This window comes from Labilithrix luteola, assembly GCF_001263205.1.
Lineage (GTDB): Bacteria > Myxococcota_A > Polyangia > Polyangiales > Polyangiaceae > Labilithrix > Labilithrix luteola.
On sequence record NZ_CP012333.1, the window covers coordinates 8034970 to 8058716 of the forward strand.

Genomic DNA, 23747 nt, shown 5'->3' on the forward strand with positions numbered 1-23747 from the left:
ATGAAACGATTCGGAGCCTTGGGCCTGCTCCTCGGAGGCGGGATCGCCTCCTTCGCTGCGGTGGCATGCGACGGCGTATTCGACGTTTCGCGCTATCACGTCGTCGACGACGCCGTGATCAACGGAGCGGATGCCGGCGGGGAGGGCGGCGCCGCCCCCTCTTGTACGGTCAATGCGGACTGCGTTGCCGAGTACTCCGTCTGCCGAAAGAACAAGTGCGTGTCCCTCCAGTCGGAAGACTGCGCGCGCATCGTCGGCGACTACAAGAACGACAACGCGATCGTCGTCGGCTCGCTGTTCCCCACCGCGGGCGACGACCAGTCGACCGGTCTCCCGATGCAGAACGCCATCGAAGTAGCGATCGAGGACTTCCGGAAAGCGGGCAACGTCGTTCCGGTCCCGGGGAGCAGCGTACGAAGGCCGCTCGTGATGGTCGGCTGCAACGACAACAGCGACGACGCGACCGCCGTACGCGCGGCTCGCCACCTCGTCGACGACGTCCAGGTGCCCGCCATCATCGGTGCCTGCTTCAGTGGCATCACCATGAAGGTTGCGACCGAAGTGACCATCCCCGGGGGTACTCTGCTCATCTCGCCCTCGGCCACGAGCGTCGCTTTGACGAACCTCGCGGACAACGGACTCGTGTGGCGTACTGCGCCCTCGGACGTCATCCAGGCCGACGCGCACGCAGCCTTCTTCTTGCAGATCGAGGCCGATTGGCGGAAGACGATTGGAGCCAACCCGATCAACGTCGCCATCGCCCACAAGGGCGATGCGTACGGCTCGGGCCTCGCGCAATCGCTCGCGGCGAAGCTCGTGATGAACAGCTATCCGGCGATCGACAACGTGAACAGCACCCACCTGAAGGTGCTCGACTATGGCGATCCGGACGACACGACGAAGCCGCCGACGTACGCCGAGGCCATCAGCCAGATCATCACGCTCAAGCCGCACGTCATCTATCTCTTCGGCACGACCGAGACGATCACGGGCATGCTCACGGGCATCGAAGCCCAATGGCCCTCCAGCGCGGGCTACAAGCCGATCTACCTCGCTGCGGACGGAACGCTTGTCTCCGAGCTGGCCGCTGCCGTCGGCACGAAGGACGAGCTGCGCCGGCGCATCTTCGGCACGATTCCCGGAACGAACAGCGCGAACTTCAAGACGTTCCGCATCCTCTACAACTCGTTCGTCAAGGACGGCAGCTCGCCGGACATGGGCGGCACGGCGAACTCCTACGACGCGCTCTACAACGTCGTGTTCGCGGCGGTCGCGATCGGTGACAAGCCGCTCACGGGCGCCAACCTGAAGGACGGCTTTGCGAAGATCGTGCCGCCAGGGCCGACGCTCAACGTCGGCTCGAACCAGATCAACACCGCCTTCCAGATGTTGCTGGCCGGGCAGTCCTTCGACTTCGTCGGCGCGTCGGGACCGCTCGACTACGATCTCGCGACGGGCGAGGCGCCCTCCGACATGCTGATCTGGTGCCTGCCAAGCGACGGAACGAAGGCGCTGCCGGGCATCACGACCGAGCAGTATTACGACGCCGCCGGAAAGACCATGTCCGGGACGCTGGACCTGGCGCGTAAGGATTGCGGGATGTAACGGGGACGCGCCCGGCAGAGGTTCTCGTGCTAGCCCGCTAGCACGTACGGAGCGCGGCCTTTGGGGGACCGCGCTCGGAGAACCTCCCATGACAAACGCTCGCATTCTTGGCTTGTTGCTGGTTGGCGCCATCGTCATCGGCGCGCCCGCGGTTGGCTGCGGTTCGTCGCAGGATCCGAGCGGGTTCGACAATCCCCACGGGACGTCGGCGGAGGCCGGAACGGGCGGCTTCGGGACCGGTAACGAGGAGGCCGCGGCGGCATGTCAGGGGCTGCGCTGCCAGCAGGAGGCGTGCGGAGGAGGCGGCGACACGACCGTCACGGGCACCGTGTTCGCTCCGAACGGGAAGCACCCGATCTACAACGCGATCGTCTACGTGCCGAACGCGGAGCCCGCGCCCCTCGTCAAAGGCGCGACGTGCGACAAGTGCGGTGCCGTTACCGGTGATCCCGTCACGAGCACGATCACGGAGCCGAACGGAAACTTCATCCTGAAGAACGTTCCGATCGGTAAGAACATCCCGCTCGTGGTCCAGGTCGGCAAGTGGCGCCGCAAGGTGACCATCCCCGAAGTGAAGTCGTGCACCGAGAACAAGCTTCTCGATCCCGAGCTCACGCGCCTTCCGAAGAATCAGTCCGAAGGTGACATGCCGCGCATCGCGCTCACGAGCGGCGGCTGCGACACGCTCGGATGCATGTTGCCCAAGGTCGGTATCGACGCGTCGGAGTTCGGTGTCGCGTCCGATGGCCCGACGAAATCCGTGCACACCTATCTCGGCGCGGGACTGGAAGCGGATCTGGCGGGTGGTCCGAACGGTGCGCCGCCGGCGAGCACGCTCTGGAACGACGTCAATCAGCTCAAGAACTACGACATGGTCATCTTGTCGTGCGAGTGCCGTGAGGCACGCGATGGTGAGGACTCACCCACGAAGAACGCGACGTCGTTCGCGGCGATGAACGAGTACCTGAACGCCGGCGGCCGCATCTTCACGACCGACTTCATGTACACCTGGTACAAGTACTCGCCGGACCCCCAGATGCAGTCGATCGCATCGATTCCTGGAGGGGCGCCCCCGGTGGAGGGGCCGATGACGCTCGACGCGACCTTCCCCAAGGGCAAGGCGCTCTACGATTGGTTCAACGTCGTCGTTCCCGGCTCGAACGGACAGATCTCGCCCGACATCGTCTTCGGCAACTACGAGTCGACCGTCGCGTCGAAGACGCAAGTTTGGGCGAGCTCGCCGAAGGGATTCTCGGGGACGGGGACGGGGCCCCGCGTCATGACCACGAACGTGCCGGTCGGCGTGGACGCGGACAAGCAGTGTGGAAAGGGCGTGCACATCGACGCGCACGTCAACCAGCCGGGCCTCGGCGGCGATCGCGTCGACACGAGCTTCCCGAACAGCTGCCCCGATCCGATCAAGCCCGCGGAGAACCTGCTCGCGTTCTTCTTCTTCGATCTGGCCTCGTGCATCCAGAACGAGCAGGCGGCGCCGACCCCTCCGCCGATCGTGAAGTAGTCCGCGACGTCGCCCCGGCCTGGCGCGTCAGTCGGCGCAGGCCGTGTCGAGGGTGGGGCAAGCGTCCGGAGGCGCCGGGCCTTCGCGCCCCATGCGCGCTTGCTCGGCGTCGAAGCCGAGCGCGAACGACACGGCGTTGCACTTCTGACCTTTGCCATCGTCCGCCTTGCGGAGCGGAATGTCTCGCGCGTCGCACACGCGTCGCTTGATGACAGGCAGCATTCCGGCGTTCTTCGGAGCCTCGCAGATGATCTCGCCGTTCAGCTCGAAGCGGCTCGCGAAACCCACGAGCTCGCTGGCCTCGACGCGGCCCGTGAAGAGGGCGTGCGTCAGCTGTAGCTTCGAGCCGGAGCCTTCGAGCTGCCCCGTGAGGACGGCGTCTTTCAGGCTGAACATCTTCCCGCCCAGGTTGAACGATAGTGTTTCCACGGGCGCGACGAGCGTGTGGTCGACGACGTAGCCTTTCCACACGTCGGCCGGTACCACGACGCCGCCCGTGCCCTCGATGACGGGCGTTCCGGGGGCATAGCTCCACGTGTCGCAGCCATCCCACTGCGGGCTCAACTTTGCGCCGCTGTCGACGGAAATCGAGGCGTCGGGATCGCAGCCAATCGAGGACAGTTGATGCGAGGTTGCGATCGCGGCCGTGACGTAATCGTCGTCCGCTTCGCCGTTGTAGTCGACGAGGTTGATGAGGACGCTCAGGCGACCGCCTTTGACTTCCTTGTTCAGATTGATGGCGCCGGGATCGGCGCCGGCGTCGGTGTCGATCGGGCTGTCTTCCAACATCTTGCCGAAGGCGTTGTCGAGGCCGTGCGGCTTGTCGGTCACCGTGTCGAGCGGTGCGTACGGCGTGCAAGGCGAGTCTGACGGCGTGACCGTGGGATCGCCGGTGCAGCGATCGTCGAGGTCGTAACCGACAGCACTCTGTCCGTGCGGGCCCAACAAGAAGGAGCGCACCGCGAACATGTACGAGGGGCCGCCGCCGCCGTCGCCCATGTCGGCCTTGCGGTCCGGCGGATGCACGGGGTTGCACGTTGGCTCCGTGGGGCCAGCCTCATCGACCGGTTTCTGCCCAACGTTGGTTGCAGCGTCGCCGCGGGTAGCGCCGCCCTCGTCGTTGACGCCGACGAGCAACTGACACGCGACGACCCCCGACCCGATGGCCGCGGCGGCGAAGAAAGCGAAGCGCGAGATGGCCATCTCAGAAGGTCCCTTCGAGCGACGCGCCACCGAGCGAAGGCGAGATGCGAATGGAGGCGCCTTTCGCCGGCTGCGAGCTGTTGCTCTTCGTGAGCGCCAGCCACGCGCCGACCCCGAGGCCGACGACACCGACGGGCACGAGGACGTTGGCGATGTTCGCGAACGTGCGCGCGTCGTCTTTCATCGCATTCGAGTCCTTCCAGGGATCGGAGTCGACGAAGCAGCGGCCGCTCGCGTCGAACTCCGTCGCATTTGCGCCCGGGTTCGTGTCACGCGAGCACTTGTCCTTAGCCTTCGCGTTCGTCGTGATCGTCAGCACGCCGAAGACGGCACCCGCCGCGAGCACGGCGACGCCGACCCCTCCGACGACGTACCCGATCGTGTGGCGCTTGCGAGTGGCCGCAACCGAGTCGTCGGCATTCGCCGCGGGCTGCTCGGCGCTGGGCGGCGTGACCGGCCCTGCCACCAGCACCTCGTCGGCGAGCGCGGGGACGACGACGCGCTGTTCACCGCCCGTCTGGCCGATCTGGACGGTCGAATGAAAGGGCTGCTTTCCGTTGCCGCGGACCACCAGCTCGTGGGACCCGGGGTCGGCGGCGATCCCGGTCGACCACGACGCCTTCTGGTAGGTGACTCCGTCGACGTCGACCTCTTGGGCGCCGTGATCCTCCATGACAACGACGATGCGCGTGAGCCGCGGACCGAGCTTTTCGATGTGCTCCTCGGCGAGCTTCACGCGATCGAGTCGGGGGCGCTCGGCGTTCTTCGAGAGCGTGCGCAGCTCCTGGAAGCGGGCATAGGCCGTTGCCCACTTGCCGAGCGATTCGTAGCAGATCGCGAGGTTCTGGAGCGTTCCGCCTGCCGGATCGAGGCGATAGCTTTCGGCAAGGAGCGGGCAGGCCGCCGTGAAGTTCCCTTCCGTCATGCGGCTCTTCCCGCGCTGGAAGAGGTCCTCGGCGGCCGCCGCGCGATCGCCGGGATCGGCGAACGACGTCTGCGGAACGGCGACGAGAGCCGTCACGATGACGGCAGCGGAGGAAACGAAACGGCAGACGCGTGTCACTTACGATCCTCGGATATCTCGGGTGGCCGCTCTGCATGCGCCGGGACGGCGCTTGGTGCAACCACTTGTGACCGAGAATGAGCAGGCGCGGGTTTGCGGGCGGTGCCCGACGCGGAGACGGTGGGCTGGGGCGTCGCGGTCGGGGCGGGCTGGGCGGCCGATTCGGCCGCGGACGGGACGGGCTCGACGAGCGCCGAGATCGTCGGCGGTGGCATCGTGATTCCCGAGCTCGTCGCGGACGCCGATGCGGAAGGCGACGTTTCGTCCCCTGCCTTCTTGGCCGTGGCAGCCATGCCGACGAAGGCGACGACGAGCAGGAGCCCAGCGAGGCCCCCGAGCACCGAAAACCTCCACAGGGGGTTGCGCGGCGTAGGAGCGTCGGTTCGCTGTGTCACCGACGCAGCGGGAGGACCGGCGCTCGACGCGGGCGCGGGAGGCAGCATGCTCACGAGGCCTCGGGCAACACGCGCAAGGCGATCGGCCGAGATGGCACCCGTGTTCGTGGCGAAGGGCCGCAGCGCCGGTCCGAGCTCGCCGAGCAACATGCGCTTCGAGGGATCCTTCTCGAGCAGGCGGAGGATGACGCGCTCGAGCTCTACGGGCGCGTCGGGGCGAGCCTGGCGCAGCCGACGCGGTGCATCGGCGGCGATCGCCGCGAGGACGCCCGCAACGTTGTCGCCCTCGAACGGCAGGGAGGCCGAGAGAAGTTCGTGGAGCACGACGCCGAGGGCCCACACGTCGGTTCGCTGATCGACGTGCTTGGCGCTGCGGATCTGTTCCGGGGACATGTACGTAGGCGAGCCGAAGACCGACTGCGTCTGCGTCAGCTTGGTGTTCGTCGTCGAAGGCTCGATCAGCTTCGAGATGCCGAAGTCGAGAACCTTCACGCGCGGCGAGCCGTCGGGCCGGTGGGAGAGCCAGAGATTCGACGGCTTGATGTCGCGATGGACGATGCCTGCGAGATGCGCTTCCGCCAGCGCTTCGGCGGCCTGCAGAACGCAATCGACGGCGAGACCGACCGGCAGTGGACCTTGCGCGAGCAGGTGACCGAGCTCGTGGCCCGCAAGGAGCTCCATCACGATGTACGGCAGGCCCGACTCGGTCGTGCCGACGTCGAACATGCGCACGACGTGCTCGCTCTTGATGCGTGACGTCGCCTGCGCCTCGCGTACGAAACGCTGCACGTTGTCGGCGTCGCTCGCGAGATCGGGATGAAGGAACTTGATCGCGACGGACTCACCGAGCTGCACGTGTTGTGCGTCGACGACGGCTCCCATGCCGCCGGAACCGATGACGCGACCCACGCGATAGCGACCGGCGATGATCGAGCCTGGTGCGGGGAGCCAGGATGCGCCTTCAGATGCGGAGAATCGCACCTGTTTCGAGGGGTTCACGTCGCTCAAGCGCCACCAATGTACCGAACCGACCGGCCAGGTCCCAAGCCCCTCTGCGTCCCATATCCATCCGGCCCAACCCGAATGGACGGAGTCCAGCCTAGCTGGACGGAGCCCCGCGCAGATCCAAGAGGATCTCCGCGAATGCCGAGCCCCATTGAAATTGCTCAGAGTATTTACCTGAAATCCGGTTCCGTTGACTACGTGCGTCAGGGGCCACGACGCATGCGGATGCGATCGACGTGAGTCGCACGCTCGCGCTACAAGGCGTTTCCCGCGCGACGGTACTCGTGCTAAGCCAGCGGATACCTTGCGTCGGTGGCGTCTAAGCCGTCGCGGGGCGAGGCGCGCTGAAGCGCCGGTATGGGTTCGGGGGGACCTAACCGTTTTCCCGTGCTCCATGCACGGCGGCCAACCCCTCGAGATCGCGGGACGGGGGCGATTTCTTTTTCGTTTTAAGGACGCGCCCTTGGTCCCTTCGAAACTCGGAGAGGACTGGGTCATGAATTGCAACCGCGCAACCAACTGGCTGCTTGGAGCCGTCGGGTTGTTGTTCACGTTTTTGTTCGTCACGCCCGCGCGGGCGCTTGCCGCACAGGGGCATGAGGCGGCAATGGCCGGCTCTGCCCCCGTCCACGCCGCTCATCACGGGGGAGGGGAGGCGAATCTCGTCGTTCCCAATCTCGCGGATACGTCGATTGCCAGTTTCATGCACGGAACCGCCGGAGCGTCGTTGCTCTATGTCGGTCTCGCGGTGTGTGCGCTCGGTATGCTCTTCGGATTTGCGACATATTCGCAATTGAAGAACGCGCCGGTGCACAAATCGATGCTCGAAATCAGCGAGCTGATTTATGCCACCTGCAAGACGTACCTGGTCACGCAGATCAAGTTCATCTTGATTCTCGAGGCCTTCATCGGCGCCATCATCGTTTACTACTTCGGTGTCGCACAGCATTACTTCGCCGACGGGAAGGCGGCGCAGGTTGCGATCATTTTGCTCTTCAGCCTGATCGGTATTGCCGGCTCGTGTGCGGTTGCCTGGTTCGGCATTCGCGTGAACACGTTCGCCAACTCGCGTACGGCTTTTGCCGCACTCAAGGGCAAGCCATTCCCGGCGTATGCGATTCCGCTCAAGGCCGGCATGAGCATCGGCATGCTCCTCATCTCCGTCGAGCTCGTCCTGATGCTCGCCATTCTCCTCTTCATCCCCGGCAACTACGCGGGACCGTGCTTCATCGGGTTCGCGATCGGCGAGTCGCTCGGCGCTTCGGCGCTCCGCATCGCCGGCGGCATCTTCACCAAGATCGCCGACATCGGATCGGACCTCATGAAAATCGTCTTCAAGATCAAGGAAGACGATGCACGTAACCCTGGTGTCATCGCCGACTGCACGGGTGACAACGCCGGCGACTCGGTCGGCCCCTCGGCCGACGGCTTCGAGACCTACGGCGTTACCGGCGTCGCGCTCATCTCGTTCATCCTGCTCGCGGTGAGGAACCCCACGGTGCAGGTCCAGCTGCTCGTCTGGATCTTCGTCATGCGCATCGTGATGGTCCTCGCGAGCGTCGCTTCGTACTTCATCAACGACATCTTGGCGAAGGGACGCTACGCCACCGCCGACAAGATGAACTTCGAGCAGCCGCTCACGCAGCTCGTCATCCTCACGTCGATCGTGTCGGTCATCCTCACGTTCGTCGTGTCGAGCCAGCTCATTCCGACCCTGGGCGGCGACAGCACGCTCTGGTGGAAGCTCTCGGTCATCATCACCTGCGGCACCGCCGCCGGCGCGATCATCCCCGAGCTCATCAAGGTCTTCACGTCGGTCGATTCGGGCCACGTGCGCGAGGTCGTCACCTCCTCCAAGGAAGGCGGCCCGTCGCTCAACATCCTCTCCGGTCTCACGGCCGGCAACTTCAGCGCCTACTGGATGGGCATCGTCCTCATCGGCCTCATGGGCACGGCCTACATGGTCGCGCGCGAGGGCGTCGGTCACATCATGATGGTCGGTGGCTTCGATCCCTCGGCGGTGTTCGCCTTCGGCCTCGTCGCCTTCGGCTTCCTCGGCATGGGCCCGGTCACCATCGCCGTGGACTCGTACGGCCCGGTCACCGACAACGCCCAGAGCGTCTTCGAGCTGAGCGTCATCGAGAACATTCCCGGCATCAAAGACGAGCTGAAGAAGGACTACCACTTCGACGTCCAGTTCGAGAAAGCCAAGCACCTCCTCGAAGAGAATGACGGCGCCGGCAACACCTTCAAGGCCACCGCCAAGCCCGTTCTCATCGGCACCGCTGTCGTCGGCGCGACGACGATGATCTTCGCGATCATCGTCGCCCTCACCGCCGGCTTCACGCAGAACACGGACAAGGTTTCGATCTTGTACCCGCCGTTCCTCCTCGGACTCATCGCCGGCGGTGCGATGATCTACTGGTTCACCGGCGCGTCCACCCAGGCGGTGACCACCGGTGCTTACCGCGCCGTCGAGTTCATCAAGGCCAACATCAAGCTCGAAGGCGTCGAGAAGGCGAGCATCGAGGACAGCAAGAAGGTCGTCGAGATCTGCACGCTCTACGCGCAGAAGGGGATGTTCAACATCTTCCTCACGATCTTCTTCGGCACCCTCGGCTTCGCCTTCTACGACTCGTTCTTCTTCATCGGCTACCTCATCGCGATCGCGCTCTTCGGTCTTTTCCAGGCACTCTTCATGGCCAACGCCGGCGGCGCCTGGGACAACGCGAAGAAGGTCGTCGAAGTCGAGCTGAAGGCGAAGGGCACGGCACTCCACGACGCCACCGTCGTCGGCGATACCGTCGGCGATCCCTTCAAGGACACCTCGAGCGTCGCTCTCAACCCCGTCATCAAGTTCACGACGCTCTTCGGCCTTCTCGCCGTCGAGCTCGCCGAGCAGATGAAGTCCAACGACACGACGATGCCGACGATCCTCGCGGCGATCTTCTTCGGTGTCTCGCTCGTGTTCGTCTATCGCTCGTTCTACGGCATGCGCATCAACGCGGGGGCGGAGCCGAACGTCGAGAGCACGGCCAAGAGCAGCGCGGCAGCTTGACGTAAGTCTGCGCCGTCGGAGAGAGGGAGCTGCTTCGGCGGCTCCCTCTTTTTTGTTCGAACGAGGGGAAACACGCGAACCGGTTTGGGGGAGGCGAAGCGGAAACGGTGTTTGTGGGACGGAATTCGAATGTGAGGATGAATTGAAATCAATCGTCGTGCGAGTGGGCTGGATTGCGGGAATCGTGGGGACGGCATTGGTCGTCGCGTGTGGAGGGGCGGCGGAGACGGCGCGGCCCAAGGCATCGACATACGCGGACGCGACGGGGGTGCAGAGTTGCACGTTCGTCGAAGGGCGAAATGAGCCATTCGTTGTCGATTGGCGGATCGATCGGCGTGGGGATCTTGAGTCGGCGCTCGCGAAGTCGCTTGTCGTCGTATCCTACGATTGCCAGAGGCTCGAGGTGCTGCCCGAATGCACGGTCCGCGGGTCTTATGGATTCGTGGGCGTGTCCGAGAAGGAGCAGGTCATTCGACTCGAAACGGCCGAGGAGCTACGCGCGAACTTGCCGCTTTCGGGCAGCGCGATCGTGGGCAAACTCGGAGCTGAACTCGAGCGAGGCTCGACCATCGACATCGCCCTCGCGCTCGTCGGGAAGCGTTCGAGCTCGCGCCCCTGGGTCACGCGCAAGGATTTGCAGGGCGATTGCGATCGCGCCACGCACTTCGTGAGGAGTGCAAGCATTGGCGCTTTTGCGATGAAGACGGGGAGCCGAGCGAAGTTGCAAAGCTCCGCGGACCTCTTCGGCATCTCGGCGGGCGGGAAGGGGGAATCGTCGCAGGCCATCGAAAATCACGACGGCTCGCTGAGCGCCTGCAGAACCGCGGAGCCGGCCAACGACTCTCCGCCCGCCCAATGTCGGAGCCCACTGCGCATCGAGCTCCGGGCCATTCGGAGCGAACCTCCCGCGGCGGAGACTCCCGAAGACGACGCCGCGGCTGCTTGCCCGAAAGGGCTCGTCGCAACCGACGACGGAAAGTGCTCGACCCCACGCCCGAACATGGCGCACATCTGCTCTCCTGACGACGTCGTCGATTGCGGCGTCCAGTGCGAGAAAGGATCGATGACGAGCTGCACGATTCTCGGCCGCTCGTACATGGTCGGTCGTGGTATCGCCGCCGACCGCAAGCGCGCGAGGGCGCTCTTCGAGAAGGCCTGTGCGGGCAAAGTGGTCCAGGCATGTGCCCGCCTCGGTGAGTTCGTCTACGGAGATGGCGATCACGACGGAGGTCGCAAGCTCCTCCTGGACGCGTGTTCGGCGGGGTGGTCGCAAGCTTGCGACACCCTCGGGAAGCTCGCCCTCGCGAGCAACGGCGACAAGCCGGTGGACGTCTTTGCGATGTTCAAGCGTTCGTGCCTCGGCGGCGATCCCGAAGGCTGCTGGAGTCTGGGCTCGCTATTCTGGGATGGCATCACCGTGCGCCAGAACGACGCCGAGGCGCTGAACTACTTCCAACTCGCCTGTACGGGCGGCGCACGCTTCGGATGCGTGAGCCTGGCGCACGCGATCGACGAGGGGCGAGGCACGCCATCGGACCCGACACGAGCGGTGGAGCTGCTGCTGTCGTCGTGCGATCGCGGATTCTCCGACGCCTGCAGCGCCGCGAGCGCCTTCTACCTCGAAGGTCGAGGCGTCGCGCAAGACGCGGCGAAGAGCGAGCAGCTCCTGCGCCGCGCCTGCGAAGGCAACGACCGCGCGAGCTGCCTGCCCCTCGCGATTCGTTACCTGACCGGCAGCGGCGTCAAACGCGACCGGGCGAAGTACAAGGCGTACCTGATGCGCGCCTGCGAAGGCGGAAGCGACCTCGCCTGCCGTCGAGCCAAGAACGAGCAGAACTGAGTCCGGCCACCGCGAGCGGTGCTCGTCCGCGACGATGAGCACCGCGAGGGGGTCAAGTCGCGAGCGACTCGCGTGCGATTCGCTCGTTCTCGTCGAGATGCCGAAGGACCGCCTGACGCGCACCATCGCCGTCGCGGTGACGGAAGGCGTCGAGCACGCTCTGGTGGGCTTCGCGCCGACGCTTGTGCTCCGACGGGAGCGGGTCGAGCCGTCCGAAGCCGACCCGCACGTAACGCTCGGCCGCGTGCCACAGCGTTTCGAGCACGCGCAGGTCCCATATGGTTGCCGCGGGACGCAGGAGCGCGAGGTGGAATTCGCGATGGGTCTCGTAGATGTCGTCGATGCTGCTCTTTTCGTCACTCATGACGTCGACCATGCGCTCGAGCGCATCGAGGCCCTCGTCGGTGACGAGCTCGCACGATCGCCCGGCGATGGACGGTTCGATCAAGCGACGCAAACCGTAGATCGATCCCAGATCGGACAGGTCCATGGGAGCGACGACGGCGCTGCGTGCACGGCGGGCAACGATGAGTCCTTCGCCTTGGAGCACGCGGAGCGCCTCGCGCACGGGCGCGGTACTCACACCGAGCTGCGCGGCGGTCTCGCGAAGAGAGAACTCCTGACCGGGTTTGAGGGCACCGAACACGATCGAGCGGCGGATCTCCGCAAGCACTTGCTCCACCACGGAATGCGGATTCACGCTCCGCACGAAACTCTTTCCCTCCTTGACCACCACCCGCGTCGCTCCTTCCCCCACGGTATCGTCCGGCCCCGAACAGACGTTTGCCTGCGACAAACTAACCGATGTCCACCGGTCTTGGCGTGGTGGTTCGCGAGGTTTTCGCCTCGAGCGGGAGCGTGAGCGCGCGAACCGCGATGTGATCACAGTTCGTCCGTCGGTGCACGGCGGAGCTCGCGATGCGTGATCAGTGCACGGAGACGTCTACCGTCGAGATGGGAACCATCGCGACTTCGGGGGCGCCCATGCGGTAGGTCGAGGCGGCCCCGGTCATGACGGCGTTGACGAAGAACGGATGATCGGCGCCGTCGTGGCGAAGCACTGCGTGTGGAGTGCACGCATTGCTTCGGGCGGCGTCCGACCTCGTGCAGTTCGCGCGCGCCGCGAGGCTCGCTAGGAGCCGTTGCCCGCCGCCTTGGCGGCTTCCTGGATTTCGCTCCAGTCCGGGGTGAGCGGGGCGGGGGCGGGCGCCGATTCGTACTTGTGGACTTCGTTTTCCCGCCACAGGTTGAAGAGGCGATAGCAATCGGAGTGGTGCTTATCGCTCAGGCTTCCCATGGGCACGTGCGCCTGCTCCTTCGTGCCGTCTTCCTTGGCGGTCATGAAGTCGTTGGCGTAGAGCTCCTTGCACTGCGCGACGCCGATCTTGCCGTCGTTGCCGTAACTCGACGGATAGACCCGGTCGAAGGCTTCCATCGCCTCGATCCAACCTTCGAGGACTTCCTTCGGAGTCATGCCGGCCAGCGTGGCGAGCTCCATCGCCATGTCATCGGCCTCTTGCTCCGTCGTGTACCAGCCGATGTGGTTCTTCTGGAGGTGCTCGCGCAAGACCGCTTCTTCGGCATCGAGCTTCTTCGCGATGACGTCGACGGAGTCGATGAGCTCCTTGAACGAGCCGGCCAGCGCCAGATCGGTGTCTTTCACGGTCGGGAACTGGCTGCGCAAGGACGCCATGAGCTTATTCATGGCGAGGCTCGGCGCGGCCACGCTCCCCGCGCAGGCGAGCAGGCGCGTCTCGAAGTCGAGATAGGCTGCGCGCTCGGTCTCCGAGGGCTTGCCGTACCCGTAACGGAAGTTCGACACCCAGTCGGCACTCAGCGACTCGGCCGGACCCTTGCACGCCTCGACGGGCGTCACGAGCTCGCGGAAGCCGTAACCCATGAACCACGCGGCCGTGCGACCGGAGACGGTCTGGCCGGGCACGTTCGGGAGCGCTGACGAGCTCGACAAGCGGCGCACCTGGCTCTCGAGCGCCGCCGAATCATCGGCGGGCAGCGGCCGAACGGGCTCGTGCACGTCGCGCTGGTACCAGAATTGGTACTTCTCGGAGTACGCCGACGATCCATGTGCGCGGTAGTAGTGCCCGAGCTCGTGGGCGATGACGACCGCGAACGCTTTCTCGGAGAGCTCCGACACGATGCGCGTCGTCACGTGGATGCCGCTGCCGGTCGCCCATGTCACGCCGCGCGCCGGCACCGTCGAGCGTTCGGCGATCTCGCAACCTTCGCCGCCGACGACGAGGCCGTTCTTGCCCACCGTCAATGTGCACGACGGTTTGGAGCCATTCCACCACGACGTGAAGTCGTCACCGACGGTCGGCCAGTTCTTCGGCGCCAGGCAGCCGTCGTACGACGAGAAGCTCGACACCTTCTTGCGTTCGACGAGGGCAGACCGTTCAGGTCTCGGCGCTCCGGCGTCGCCGGCATCGTTCGTCGTGTCGTCGGTCGCTGGAGAGCCGGCGTCGGTGCTCTCCTGGCGGTCGAGATCGCCGATGCACGCGGGAAACCACGAGACCCACGCATTCACCGTCTCGCCGTCCTCGTAGACGATGGCCTTCGGCTTCGGCGCGACGAATTTCTTGCCGTCGGTCTTCACGCGCGCGCGCACGACCGCGTCGAAGCGATCGAGCCACGCCTGTACGCGCACGGTGAGCACGCTGTCGTCGGCCAGGCGCGGCTTCGCGTTGCGCTTGATCTTCTCGAACTCGTCGTAGTCGGGCTCGGCCCACGCGTAGACGGAGTTCTCGTGGATGTACTCGCCCGCGGTGTGATCGGCTTCGCTCGTGCCGATGTTGCTTTCGCTGCTGCAGTGGACGGCTGCCATCGACGTAAGAGCAGCGAGGCATGTGCACACGATCGAACCAAAGCGGAGACGACGTCGCATCGTTCTCCACGGTATACGCGATCTCTGCCGTGGCGCTCGCGCGCGGACATCGAAAATTCAGGCCTGGGACGACGATGATCCGGAGCGTTTTGCATCGATGATCGCGCACGTCGCGAAATGCTCGCGGATCGCGATGGGTGGATCGGTGATGCCCCCGCCTGCGGTGCAATCAGCGGACGACGAAGGCGCGTCCGACCGCGCCGTCGAGGCCACGACACCCGACGCACGCCACGCAGTTCTTGCAGTCGACGCACGCCACGCACGCCAGGCATCCGCGACAGCGCGCGCACAGGATCGTCAGCGCGCATCCCGCGATGGCGACACCGAAGAGCGTGAGTGCACTCGCCGTCACGGCGATGCTTCCGACGGTGAACGTGCAGCCGGCGACCGCGATGCTCGCAACAGTGCGGCTGCTCGCGGCCACGGCCACGCTTCCCGCGGTCCGGCTCGATCCCGACACCGCTACACTCGCGCTCGCGCTCGTCGAACCCGCGACGGCCACGCTTCTTCGAACCGCCACGCTTCCGGCGGCACCGACGCTCTCGTACGAACGCGACGCGCTTGGAGCGTCTGCGATCGTCACTCGGGGGGCGCCGATGCGTGGCGTCTTACGAAGCTGTTCGCGTCCTCTCGCCCGTTCGCTCGGCCGACCTTGCGCCAATCTGTTCGTCACGTGCATGGCACGGAGACAGAGGCAGCCACCATGCCCGATGCGGCGAATGGCGAGCGCAGAGCGTGAGCGACGACTGAGCCGTTCGATGCGAGCTCGTCAGTCGTGAATCGTTCAGTGCCCGGTGCAGGCGTAGTCACCCACGACGATCGCTTGGCGGCGGCAGCGCACCTGAACGGCGCTCGAGCCTTCCATCTCGTAGTCGGCGCGATACTCGAGAACGCTCCGTTGGATCTCCGCACGCGTCATGCGGCACTTGTCGTTGCAGCCAGCTTGCTGGCGCGCAACGGTCTCCGCCCGCGCGCGAAGTGCCGTGTCGTCGGACAGTACGTTCGCGTAGACGGCGAACGCGCAAAGTCCTCCGAGCATCCAGCCGAGCGCCGAAGCGACGCGACCGGGCCAACGACGCGGCGGACGCGACCGATGGCGCGAGGGGCCGCCGCCGCGTGCCCAGAGCATGCGGTCCGACGGAAGCGCCTCAGATAGCGAAAGCCTTTCGTGCATGTCGTCCTACCAACCTTCCCCCGTTAGAGTCCGCCCCGAATCGACGACCGCGGACCATCCGCGATCGAGTTGCCGCGCAACGCAAAGCCATCCGTCACGACCTTTGCCGTACGGCACAGCTCGTCCGAAGTAAGGAAGGTGCCGATGGAGTCTGTGGGTGGCATGCGCGGCCATTCAGCAAGCGCAGCGTCGCTCATGGAGGTGACGTTGGCGCGAAGCGTTGACGGCGGTTCAGAAGCTTTCGCAGCGAACGAGTCGTTCGCCCCAGCTACCCGCCGATGACGTGCGCCAAGCGCGACCACGGGGCCGACGCTAGTCTTGTTGCAAGTGATTTTCAATATCAATTAGACCCGGTCGGGCTCAGTTCGGGATTGCTCGAGCTAGCTCGATCGGGATGGTCGAGGTGGCGCGGGCTCAGTAGCAGATCCCTGAGCGCGCGGGCGAACCATGAACGGGTGATTGCGTATCGTTTTCAGTCCTCACACACACAGCGCGGGCGTGACACGTGTCGGTGTGCTGGCGATGCATGATTGCCAACACAAGGTGTCGCGAACGCCGTTCACTCATCACGATTTCGACGTGGACCCGCACGAATCCTTCACGCGCCGCGCGTGTCGTCGCCGAATCTCGGCGAACGGCGGGGTACATGGTAGAGCTCCCCGCGAAGGTCCCATGTCCGAAGAAGCCGGAGTCGCGTCGTCACGTAGATGGTGCGCAGGCCTGCGAGCGACACCTTGCGGGACTCCTTCAACTGAGCGAACCATGAACTCACGCATGCATCTGATTGCTCGTCTCGCGCTCGTCCTGACCTTGGCGCTGTCCGCTGGGTGCCAAAAGAAAGAAACGCGTTGGGACGAAGCGTCCGCCGCTGCCAAGTCGGCTGCGACGAACGACGTTCCGGCTCCCGCGAAGACCGACGGCAGCAAGCTCAACGCGTTCTTCCCGGCCGACGGGGCGGGGGGCTATGCGCGTGTGTTCACGCAGGAGAAGGCGGGCTTCGTCGAGGCGAAGCTGCAGAAGGACGGCGCCGCGGTGGCCACGCTCTCCATTTCGGATACGGAAGGCGACGCCGCGGCGAAGCAGAAGTTCGATGGCGCGACCGACAAGGTCGGAGGCGCTCCGCTCGTGGCGGTGGGGAAGAACCAGTCGGCCGCGCTCGTCGGTCGCTACCAGATCAAGGTCAGCTCGCAGAGCCTCGACGCCGACGCGCGCAAAGGCTTGCTCGAGAAGTTCGATTTGAAGGGACTCGCGAAGCTCTGATCTCCGATTCGTTCAACGAGGAAACGACCATGGCCGATTCCATGCTGATTCACGAAGTGCTCGAGGCGCTGCCCTCGTCGAGCATGACTACGCGCGCGCTTTCGATTCTCGACGTGTTCGTGCCTGGCGAGTGGAAGAACATCACCCGCTTCGACGACATGATTCGTGACGTGACCGGCGAAACCGACGAGTCGTTGATTCAGCAAGTCGGCGAGCGCGCGATTGCTCTGTATGCGAATCCGGAAAATGGATATCAGCGCGCCGTTTCGATCTATCGGCTCGTCGACGATACCGGCGCGCTTGCGGGGGCCGCCGCGTTGGCCAACAAGACCGGAAGCCGCTTCGAATGGCTTTCGTTTCTCGAAACCATCACGCCCAAGCCGGACACCACGCAGGCCATCGACGCTGCGCTGAAGCTCGTCGGCGAGCTGGCGGCATTCTGTTACTCGAGCGGAATTCCCGGCGACAGCATTGGTGACTTCGTGTCCTCGCTCGGCAACGCCGCCAAGGAAGATGCCATTCGTCTCGCAGCTTGGGTGACGTTCGACGGTCTGATCCCCCTCGGGCCCGACTTCCTCCTCCGGTCAATCGAGTTCGTGCAGAACGCGAGTGACGATCTGTTCTCGGACAACAGCCGCTTCGGACGCCTCACGCGGCTCCTGCCCGGCAACTCGCTCGACGAACAGAGGCGGCTGGCACTGTCGAACCTCGACTCTGCGCGTTCGGCGGTCGAGGGCTTCGTGGCGAACCGCACGATCGACCGCGACAGCGTCGTCGAACGCTTGAAGCAGGCGCTCGAAGTGGCCGACGACAAACTCGATTACGTTGCCGCGGCGCTCGACTTGACGACGAGCCCGTTCGAGCACACGGGCATCCAGAGCGTCGCCCGGCGCGTCATCTCGCGCGCGTACGGCGAGCTCTGACCGGGGGACGAGCCGACGCGATCGTCAGGATTGGCGCGCGTGTTGGACCAAAAAATCGAAGTCCATGAACTCGCCAACCGCATCGCGAAGGGGGCAGTCCGTGTGAGGCAGGATGGCCTGGCCAGGCTCCTCGAGGAGCGAGACCTGCAGGATGCGGTCCGAGCCCACACGGAGGAAGAATGAATCAATGTCGAGGATGCCGTCGGTCCACGCGAACTGAAGGGCAGCTTCGCCGCCCACCATCGCGGTCGTTCGATCCGGCTCTCCGCTTCGAACGTGGCGACCTATGACGCCTTCGGCGAATCTCTGTGCCGATTCGTTCGTGCGATGCAACTCGATGTGCACCGAGAGGCGCATATGCCGAGGCGCTTCGCCCGCGAGTGACGAGGGATGAGCCACGACGGAGCGCTCTCCGATACGGGTAGCGCTCCACGACTCCGCCAAGCGAAGTCGCAGACCGCACTCAGGAAAATGCAGATCCATTCGTCGAAGCATACCCTGCGAGGGGAATCGTCGGCGCGAGCGGACTTGCTCGATTAGGGCTTTCGGAGCCTCCAGATGGCTCCTCCGAATTCCCAGACATCGGAGCCCGCATTCGCGCCTTCCGTTCCTCCGCACGCCCAAACCAGGCTCAGAGCCAGGAGCATCGTCGAAGCGCAAAGCTTGTGCATCCCTCGATGCTAACCCCAGCGGTCAGAGCGTGTCTTGGTCGTTGCGGACGACGATGTCTCGTGGGGAGGATCTACGCCGCGCGCCATTCATTCAGGCAGGCGAAGAGCCGGTCGAGGTCCTCGATGGTATTGTAGAGATGCGGTGTCACGCGCATCGACTGGCCCCGAACGGAGACGTAGACGTTGCGCGCGGCGAGGGCAGGGAGGAGGCCGTCTGGCACGCCGGTATCGAAGCGCAAGCCGAGAAAATGCCCTGCACGCTTCGCGAGCGGTGCCGACCCCAATCCGAACTCCACGCGCGCCCGTTCCGCAATGCGCGTCGTATATGTCGTCAGCGTCGTAGCTGTATTGTCGACGCCCCATTCGAGCAAAAGGCGAAGAGCCGCTTTCGCTCCGGGCATGAGGGCGAAGTTGCTTCGTTCTCCGACATCGAATCGGCGGGCGCCTGGTTGGAAGTCCGATTTGTAATCGACGAGGCCGGAGAAGTTCTGGGAATCGACCCGCGCGATCCAATTGTGTTCGATGGGCGCCGCGCCGTGCCACCGCGGGTCGACGTACAGATAGCCCAAACTGTACGGCCCCATCATCCACTTGTAGCCCGCCGCGCAGAGGAAATCGGGCCGAATGGCCTTCACGTCGAAGGGAAGGGCGCCCAGCGATTGCGTGGCGTCGATGCACAAGGCGGCCCCCACGCGGTCGCACGCTGCACGAATGGCGACGAGATCGAGGAGGCCGCCGTCGGTCCAGTGGCAATGGGGGACCGCGACGACGTCCGTGGCGTCGTCGATGTGCTCCAGAACCGCGGCCGTCCAATCGTCGTCCGACGGGCGGGGCACGGTCGTGTGAATCGCGTTCACCGCGCACGCTTTCTCGACCCAAGGATACACGTTGGAAGGGAATTGCTCGGCGAGCGTCACCACGCGTCGGCCGGGCCCCAAGGGCAGAGCGTGAGCGGCGACGGCCATGCCATAGGAGACGGCAGGAACGAAGGCGACGTCGTCGGCTCGAGCATTCACCAGCGTGGCGACGAGCCCTCGGACCTCTTCGCTGTCGGTGAAGAAGTCCTTGGGCGACAGCTCCCACGGCCGGGCCTTCGCCGCAGCGCCCTTCTGAACCGCCTCGACCACGGTCGTCGCGAGCGGCGACATGTACGCGCAATTGAGGTACGCGACGTCGTTCGGAATGTCGAAGAGGTGACGTTGCGAAGGGAGAATTCGTCCAGCCATGCTCGCGCCTCGATGGCAGCCTAGCTGATGAGGCATCGTGCGGGCGGGCGGTGATTCGACTCGCTTCACGCTCGCCTGGGGCGCCGAGGCCTCGGCGCACGCCAGTCTCGCCAGAGCGCGACCAGGCGAACGCCGCAGATCGCTCCGATCGAAAGGAATGCCGCGACCACGCCGTGGAAGATGCCCACGTGTTCGAGGACGATGTAACCCGCGACGCCGAAGAGAACCGGCGTTGCGTACAAGCTGCCGGGCTGCAGCAGCTCCGGCGTGTCGTTGGCGAGCACGTCGCGCGCAACCGAACCACCGACCGCGGTGATGACACCGAGCATGAGCGCACCAGGCTCCGGGATGCCGAGGCTCAGCGCTCGCTCTGCGCCGGCGATTCCGAAAAAGCCCAGCGAAAGAGCGTCGATGAAGTCGGTGACCTTCTTGATGTGTGAGAATAGCGGAGCGAAGAAGAACGCGACGAGAGCGGCCGCAGTCACGGCGTAGAGGTAGCGGGGATTGAGGAGCACGAGCGGCGGTCCGACGCTCAAGATCACGTCGCGCATCAGACCGCCGCCGAGCCCCGTTGCTATCGCGAGCACCACGACACCCACGGCGTCGAAGTTCTTCTGGACGGCGTGGACGCCGCCCGAGAGCCCCCCGACGATGATCGCGGGGAGCTCCAAGTACAATGCCGGCCCGACGCCGTGGATGGTCGGGAGCTCCATGCTGGAACCTTAGTACTCGTTGAAGATGCGCTGGACTTCCTTCGGCTCCTTCGTCTTCAGGAGTGCAAGCTGGAGCAACACGCGTGACTTCGAAGGATTGAGCTCGCCCGAGGCGACGAAGCCCATCTTGTCGTCGTTGACTTCGTTGTTGCGGAGAACGAGGCCGCTCTGAAGGCGTGTGCTCCGAACGACGACGATGCCGCTCTTGACCGCCTTCTGAAGAGCATCGAGAGCGGCCTTCGACATGTTGCCGTCGCCCACGCCGGCGATGACGATGCCCTTGGCGCCGTTCTGGATGGCCGAGTCGATGAGCGACGCGTCCATGTTCGAGTGTGCGTAGATGATCTCGACATTCGGCAGCGTGTTGTGCCCCGTGATCGAGAACTCGGACAGGCCGCGGTTCTTCTTGTTCATCTTTTCGAACCAATCGACCGAGCCGCTGTTGACGAGGCCGACCGGTCCGCGGTTCGTGCTCTCGAACGTCTCCACGTTCGTCGTGTTCGTCTTGGTGACGTTGCGCGCGTCGTGGATCTTGTCGTTGAGCACTACCATCACGCCGCGTCCCTTCGCACCGGGGCTCGAGACAGCGGCAACTGCGTTGTAGAGGTTCGCGGGCCCGTCGGCGCTGATGGCCGTCGCCGGCCGCATCGAGCCGACGAGGGCGACGGGCTTGTCTCCCCTGAGCACCAGGGTGAGAAAGTATGCCGTCTCCTCCATCGTGTCGGTACCGTGGGTGATGACGATGCCGTCCACGTCGGCACGCGAAAGCAGCTCGTTGGCGCGCTTGGCGAGCTTCAGCCAGACCTGATCGTTCATGTCCTGGCTGCCGATGTTCGCCACTTGTTCGCCCGAGAGGTTCGCGAGCTTGTCGATGTTGGGGACGGCCTTGATCAAGTCGTCGACCTTGAATTCGCCCGACGTGTAGCCGTAGCCCCCGGCCGATCCCGCCCCGGCGATCGTGCCGCCCGTCGCGAGGATCTTCACGTTGCGCTTCGGCCCCTTGCTCTCGCCCACGTTGCTCTTCGACTCGGAGCTCGACACGACGCTGCTCGTCGTGGTCGTCGTGCCCGTGGCGCTCGCGCCGGCGTCGGTCGCAGGGGGACCGGCGTCGGTCGCCGAAGGCGGCGTGGTGGTGACGGTGGTCTCCGACTCCGGCACCTTCGGCGGCTCGTTGTGCGAGCAGGCGAACATCACGGCGGCCAAGGCCGTGCCGAAGCCGAGGACCCCGATCGGGCGCATCGTAATCGCATGTGACCGTTTCCGCGTCATGTCATCCCCCCTTCTTCTTTCCGCCGTTGCCATTGCCGTTGCCGCCCTGCTTTTTCGAGAGGCGCCATTCCTCCACAGCGGCCATGGCGATCTCGCGCAGGTTCTTGCCGATGGTCTCGTACTCGTCGGCATTCAGGTTCGCGAGTGACACGCGCGCGGACCACGGCGGCCCGTCGAAGCCGCTACCGTTGAGGAGCACGGTGCCGAAGCGCCGCGCGAGCCCGATGACGATGTCGAGCGGATCGTGATGCTCGGCGACGTACTTCGCGAAGTCCTCGCCGATGATGTTCTTGCCCCAGACTTCGAGGTCGAGGTCGGCGTAATACGCGACGCGCAGCGGGTCGTCGGGCAGGTCGATGGCGAGACCCTTGATGAGCCGCTGCCAGCGGTCGTGGACGATCTTCTGGCAACGCTGCTTGTATTCGTTCCCGTCGTCGAGCAGCGCGAAGAGCGAAAAGAGCGTCATCTGCGTCTGCTGTGGGAGCGACAGGCCAGCGGTGTGGTTGAGCGCGACGTCGCGGCTGTCGGCCACCATGCGGTCGATGAATTTCATCGTCGACGCGCTCGGCGTGAGCGGACGATAGCGCTCGTCGAGCTGCTTCTTCTCCTTGTCGGTGAGCTTCGTCAACATGCGGTCGACGACGTTGTTCTCGTGCATCGCGACGACGCCGAGTCGCCAGCCCGTACATCCGAAGTATTTCGAGAACGAGTAGACGAGAATCGTATTCTCCGGCAGGTCCGTGGCCATCGAACGGAAGTTCTCCGTGAACGTGCCGTAGACGTCGTCGGTGAGAATCAGGAGATCGCGGCGCTTCGTGCGCACGAGGTTGACGATCTTGTCGTAGGCCTCTTTCGACATCGCGAACGATGCCGGGTTCGACGGATTCACGATGAAGAAGGCCTTGACCTTCGGGTCCTCGAGCTTCTTCAGCTCTTCGTCGGTGTATTGCCAGACGTGCCGGCCCCCATCGCCCATCTTGCTCTGACGAACCTCGATCGTCTTGAGCTCGAAATCGTTGAGTCGCGGCATCTCCACATAAGGGGTGAAGATCGGCGTGCCCAGCGCGATCGTGTCGCCGTGACGGAGAATATGATTCTCCATCAGACTGCCGAACACGTAACACATCGCCGCCGTGCCGCCTTCGACGGCGAAGAGGTCGAACTTGCCGGGCGGTGGTTTGCCGCCGAACATCTCTTGCTCGAGATATTTGTGAACGACCTGCTCCGCGTGCACGAGCATGCGATCGGGAACCGGATAATTGTCTCCGACGACCGAGTCGACGAGCTCGTGGACGAACGCATCCGGATCGAATCCGAGCTGTTTGACCCCGTAGTCGAGGCTACGGCGAAGGAGGTTCGCGCCAGGGCTCTTCTTCACGTGCGTGAGGAAGTCGCGCAAGCGATCGGCAATCCCTTCTTCGTGAGGCATGCCTCCGAGGTCCGGTTCGTCCCAGACGCGTTTGGATTCGTCGAGCGCGAACTGACCGAGCAAGAAGAACGACTCACGCGGGGTCGTCGCAATCCAGTTCGGGTTCCCGCGACCGGCGTTGAGGAACTTGTTCGTCGCGGCCTTGTTGTGCGTGTAGTCCTTCGCCCAACGAATCAGCTCGTCCTTCAACTCGAAGGGGCTGAGGTGATGGAGGCCCTTCGCTTGGGGGGTGCTCGACTGCGCCATCGCTCGACCTTCCTTTCGCCACCGGTCCGCATGGGCAGGAGCGAACGAGATGCCAGCCGCGTCGATGCTCGCGCTGCCTGAGGCCCATGCACGGAAAGCGCTGCCCACCGACCCCTGACGCTCTCCGCGTGCCATGCGTTCGGTCTCGCCCGCCGCGTTTCGTCACGCTCGCGTCGCAGTCGAACGCTACTGGGCCGTGCCGCCGTGCCGCCCGCGTTTCGCCAGATGACGTTCTTCGCTTGCGCC

The 23747-nt window shown here is 64.8% G+C and carries 19 protein-coding genes; 6 read left to right on the forward strand and 13 right to left on the reverse strand.

Going from position 1 to position 23747, the window contains the following annotated elements; all coding sequences use genetic code 11:
- Positions 1-1605, forward strand: coding sequence for an ABC transporter substrate-binding protein (locus AKJ09_RS34915; protein WP_169928117.1), 1605 nt, complete (start codon positions 1-3; stop codon positions 1603-1605).
- Positions 1606-1693: 88 nt separating this feature from the next.
- Positions 1694-3124 (forward strand): hypothetical protein, encoded by a 1431-nt coding sequence (locus tag AKJ09_RS34920; RefSeq protein ID WP_146652176.1) that lies wholly within the window; start codon positions 1694-1696, stop codon positions 3122-3124.
- 27 nt (positions 3125-3151) lie between these two features.
- Here AKJ09_RS34920 and AKJ09_RS34925 read toward each other — a convergent pair whose 3' ends face one another.
- The 3 genes from AKJ09_RS34925 to AKJ09_RS34935 are packed head-to-tail and all read right to left on the reverse strand — an operon-like array spanning position 3152 to position 6784.
- Positions 3152-4327 (reverse strand): hypothetical protein, encoded by a 1176-nt coding sequence (locus AKJ09_RS34925; protein ID WP_146652177.1) that lies wholly within the window; start codon positions 4325-4327, stop codon positions 3152-3154.
- 1 nt (position 4328) lies between these two features.
- A complete protein-coding gene (locus AKJ09_RS34930) occupies positions 4329-5390 on the reverse strand; it encodes a tetratricopeptide repeat protein (RefSeq protein ID WP_146652178.1) in 1062 nt (353 codons plus the stop codon).
- Complete coding sequence (locus AKJ09_RS34935) at positions 5387-6784, reverse strand: serine/threonine-protein kinase (RefSeq protein WP_240488978.1); 1398 nt, start codon at positions 6782-6784, stop codon at positions 5387-5389. Before AKJ09_RS34935 ends, AKJ09_RS34930 begins: the two co-directional genes overlap by 4 nt.
- A gap of 613 nt (positions 6785-7397) precedes the next feature.
- On the opposite strand from AKJ09_RS34935, the gene AKJ09_RS34940 reads away from it, so the two are divergent.
- Positions 7398-9848, forward strand: coding sequence for a sodium-translocating pyrophosphatase (locus AKJ09_RS34940; protein WP_146652180.1), 2451 nt, complete (start codon positions 7398-7400; stop codon positions 9846-9848).
- A gap of 448 nt (positions 9849-10296) precedes the next feature.
- On the forward strand, positions 10297-11688 hold the full coding sequence (locus tag AKJ09_RS34945) for a tetratricopeptide repeat protein (RefSeq protein ID WP_146652181.1): 1392 nt from the start codon (positions 10297-10299) through the stop codon (positions 11686-11688).
- A 52-nt stretch (positions 11689-11740) separates the two neighbouring features.
- Here AKJ09_RS34945 and AKJ09_RS34950 read toward each other — a convergent pair whose 3' ends face one another.
- The 5 genes from AKJ09_RS34950 to AKJ09_RS34965 form a co-directional block, all read right to left on the reverse strand.
- On the reverse strand, positions 11741-12388 hold the full coding sequence (locus tag AKJ09_RS34950) for a GntR family transcriptional regulator (RefSeq protein WP_205633891.1): 648 nt from the start codon (positions 12386-12388) through the stop codon (positions 11741-11743).
- 226 nt (positions 12389-12614) lie between these two features.
- Positions 12615-12749 (reverse strand): hypothetical protein, encoded by a 135-nt coding sequence (locus tag AKJ09_RS55710; protein WP_275936671.1) that lies wholly within the window; start codon positions 12747-12749, stop codon positions 12615-12617.
- Positions 12750-12820: 71 nt separating this feature from the next.
- On the reverse strand, positions 12821-14530 hold the full coding sequence (locus AKJ09_RS34955) for a M48 family metalloprotease (RefSeq protein WP_146652182.1): 1710 nt from the start codon (positions 14528-14530) through the stop codon (positions 12821-12823).
- 229 nt (positions 14531-14759) lie between these two features.
- The gene (locus AKJ09_RS34960; protein WP_205633892.1) at positions 14760-15014 is read right to left on the reverse strand and encodes a hypothetical protein; all 255 of its coding nucleotides are present in this window, start codon (positions 15012-15014) and stop codon (positions 14760-14762) included.
- A 360-nt stretch (positions 15015-15374) separates the two neighbouring features.
- A complete protein-coding gene (locus AKJ09_RS34965) occupies positions 15375-15719 on the reverse strand; it encodes a hypothetical protein (RefSeq protein WP_146652184.1) in 345 nt (114 codons plus the stop codon).
- Positions 15720-16526: 807 nt separating this feature from the next.
- Here AKJ09_RS34965 and AKJ09_RS34970 point away from each other — a divergent pair.
- A complete protein-coding gene (locus tag AKJ09_RS34970) occupies positions 16527-17024 on the forward strand; it encodes a hypothetical protein (RefSeq protein ID WP_146652185.1) in 498 nt (165 codons plus the stop codon).
- 29 nt (positions 17025-17053) lie between these two features.
- Complete coding sequence (locus AKJ09_RS34975) at positions 17054-17947, forward strand: hypothetical protein (protein ID WP_146652186.1); 894 nt, start codon at positions 17054-17056, stop codon at positions 17945-17947.
- Between the two features lie 24 nt (positions 17948-17971).
- On the opposite strand, the gene AKJ09_RS34980 is transcribed toward AKJ09_RS34975, so the two are convergent.
- The 5 genes from AKJ09_RS34980 to AKJ09_RS35000 all read right to left on the reverse strand — a co-directional run bounded on the left by AKJ09_RS34980 (position 17972) and on the right by AKJ09_RS35000 (position 23501).
- Positions 17972-18346 (reverse strand): hypothetical protein, encoded by a 375-nt coding sequence (locus AKJ09_RS34980; RefSeq protein ID WP_205633893.1) that lies wholly within the window; start codon positions 18344-18346, stop codon positions 17972-17974.
- 343 nt (positions 18347-18689) lie between these two features.
- Positions 18690-19844, reverse strand: a complete 1155-nt coding sequence (locus tag AKJ09_RS34985) for an aminotransferase class V-fold PLP-dependent enzyme (RefSeq protein ID WP_146652188.1) — start codon at positions 19842-19844, stop codon at positions 18690-18692.
- A gap of 65 nt (positions 19845-19909) precedes the next feature.
- Positions 19910-20557, reverse strand: coding sequence for a trimeric intracellular cation channel family protein (locus AKJ09_RS34990; protein ID WP_146652189.1), 648 nt, complete (start codon positions 20555-20557; stop codon positions 19910-19912).
- Positions 20558-20566: 9 nt separating this feature from the next.
- Positions 20567-21796: a type II asparaginase gene (locus tag AKJ09_RS34995; RefSeq protein ID WP_240488689.1), complete on the reverse strand. Its 1230-nt coding sequence runs from the start codon at positions 21794-21796 to the stop codon at positions 20567-20569.
- 31 nt (positions 21797-21827) lie between these two features.
- Positions 21828-23501 (reverse strand): bifunctional aspartate transaminase/aspartate 4-decarboxylase, encoded by a 1674-nt coding sequence (locus tag AKJ09_RS35000; RefSeq protein WP_146652190.1) that lies wholly within the window; start codon positions 23499-23501, stop codon positions 21828-21830.
- Positions 23502-23747 lie beyond the last annotated feature (246 nt).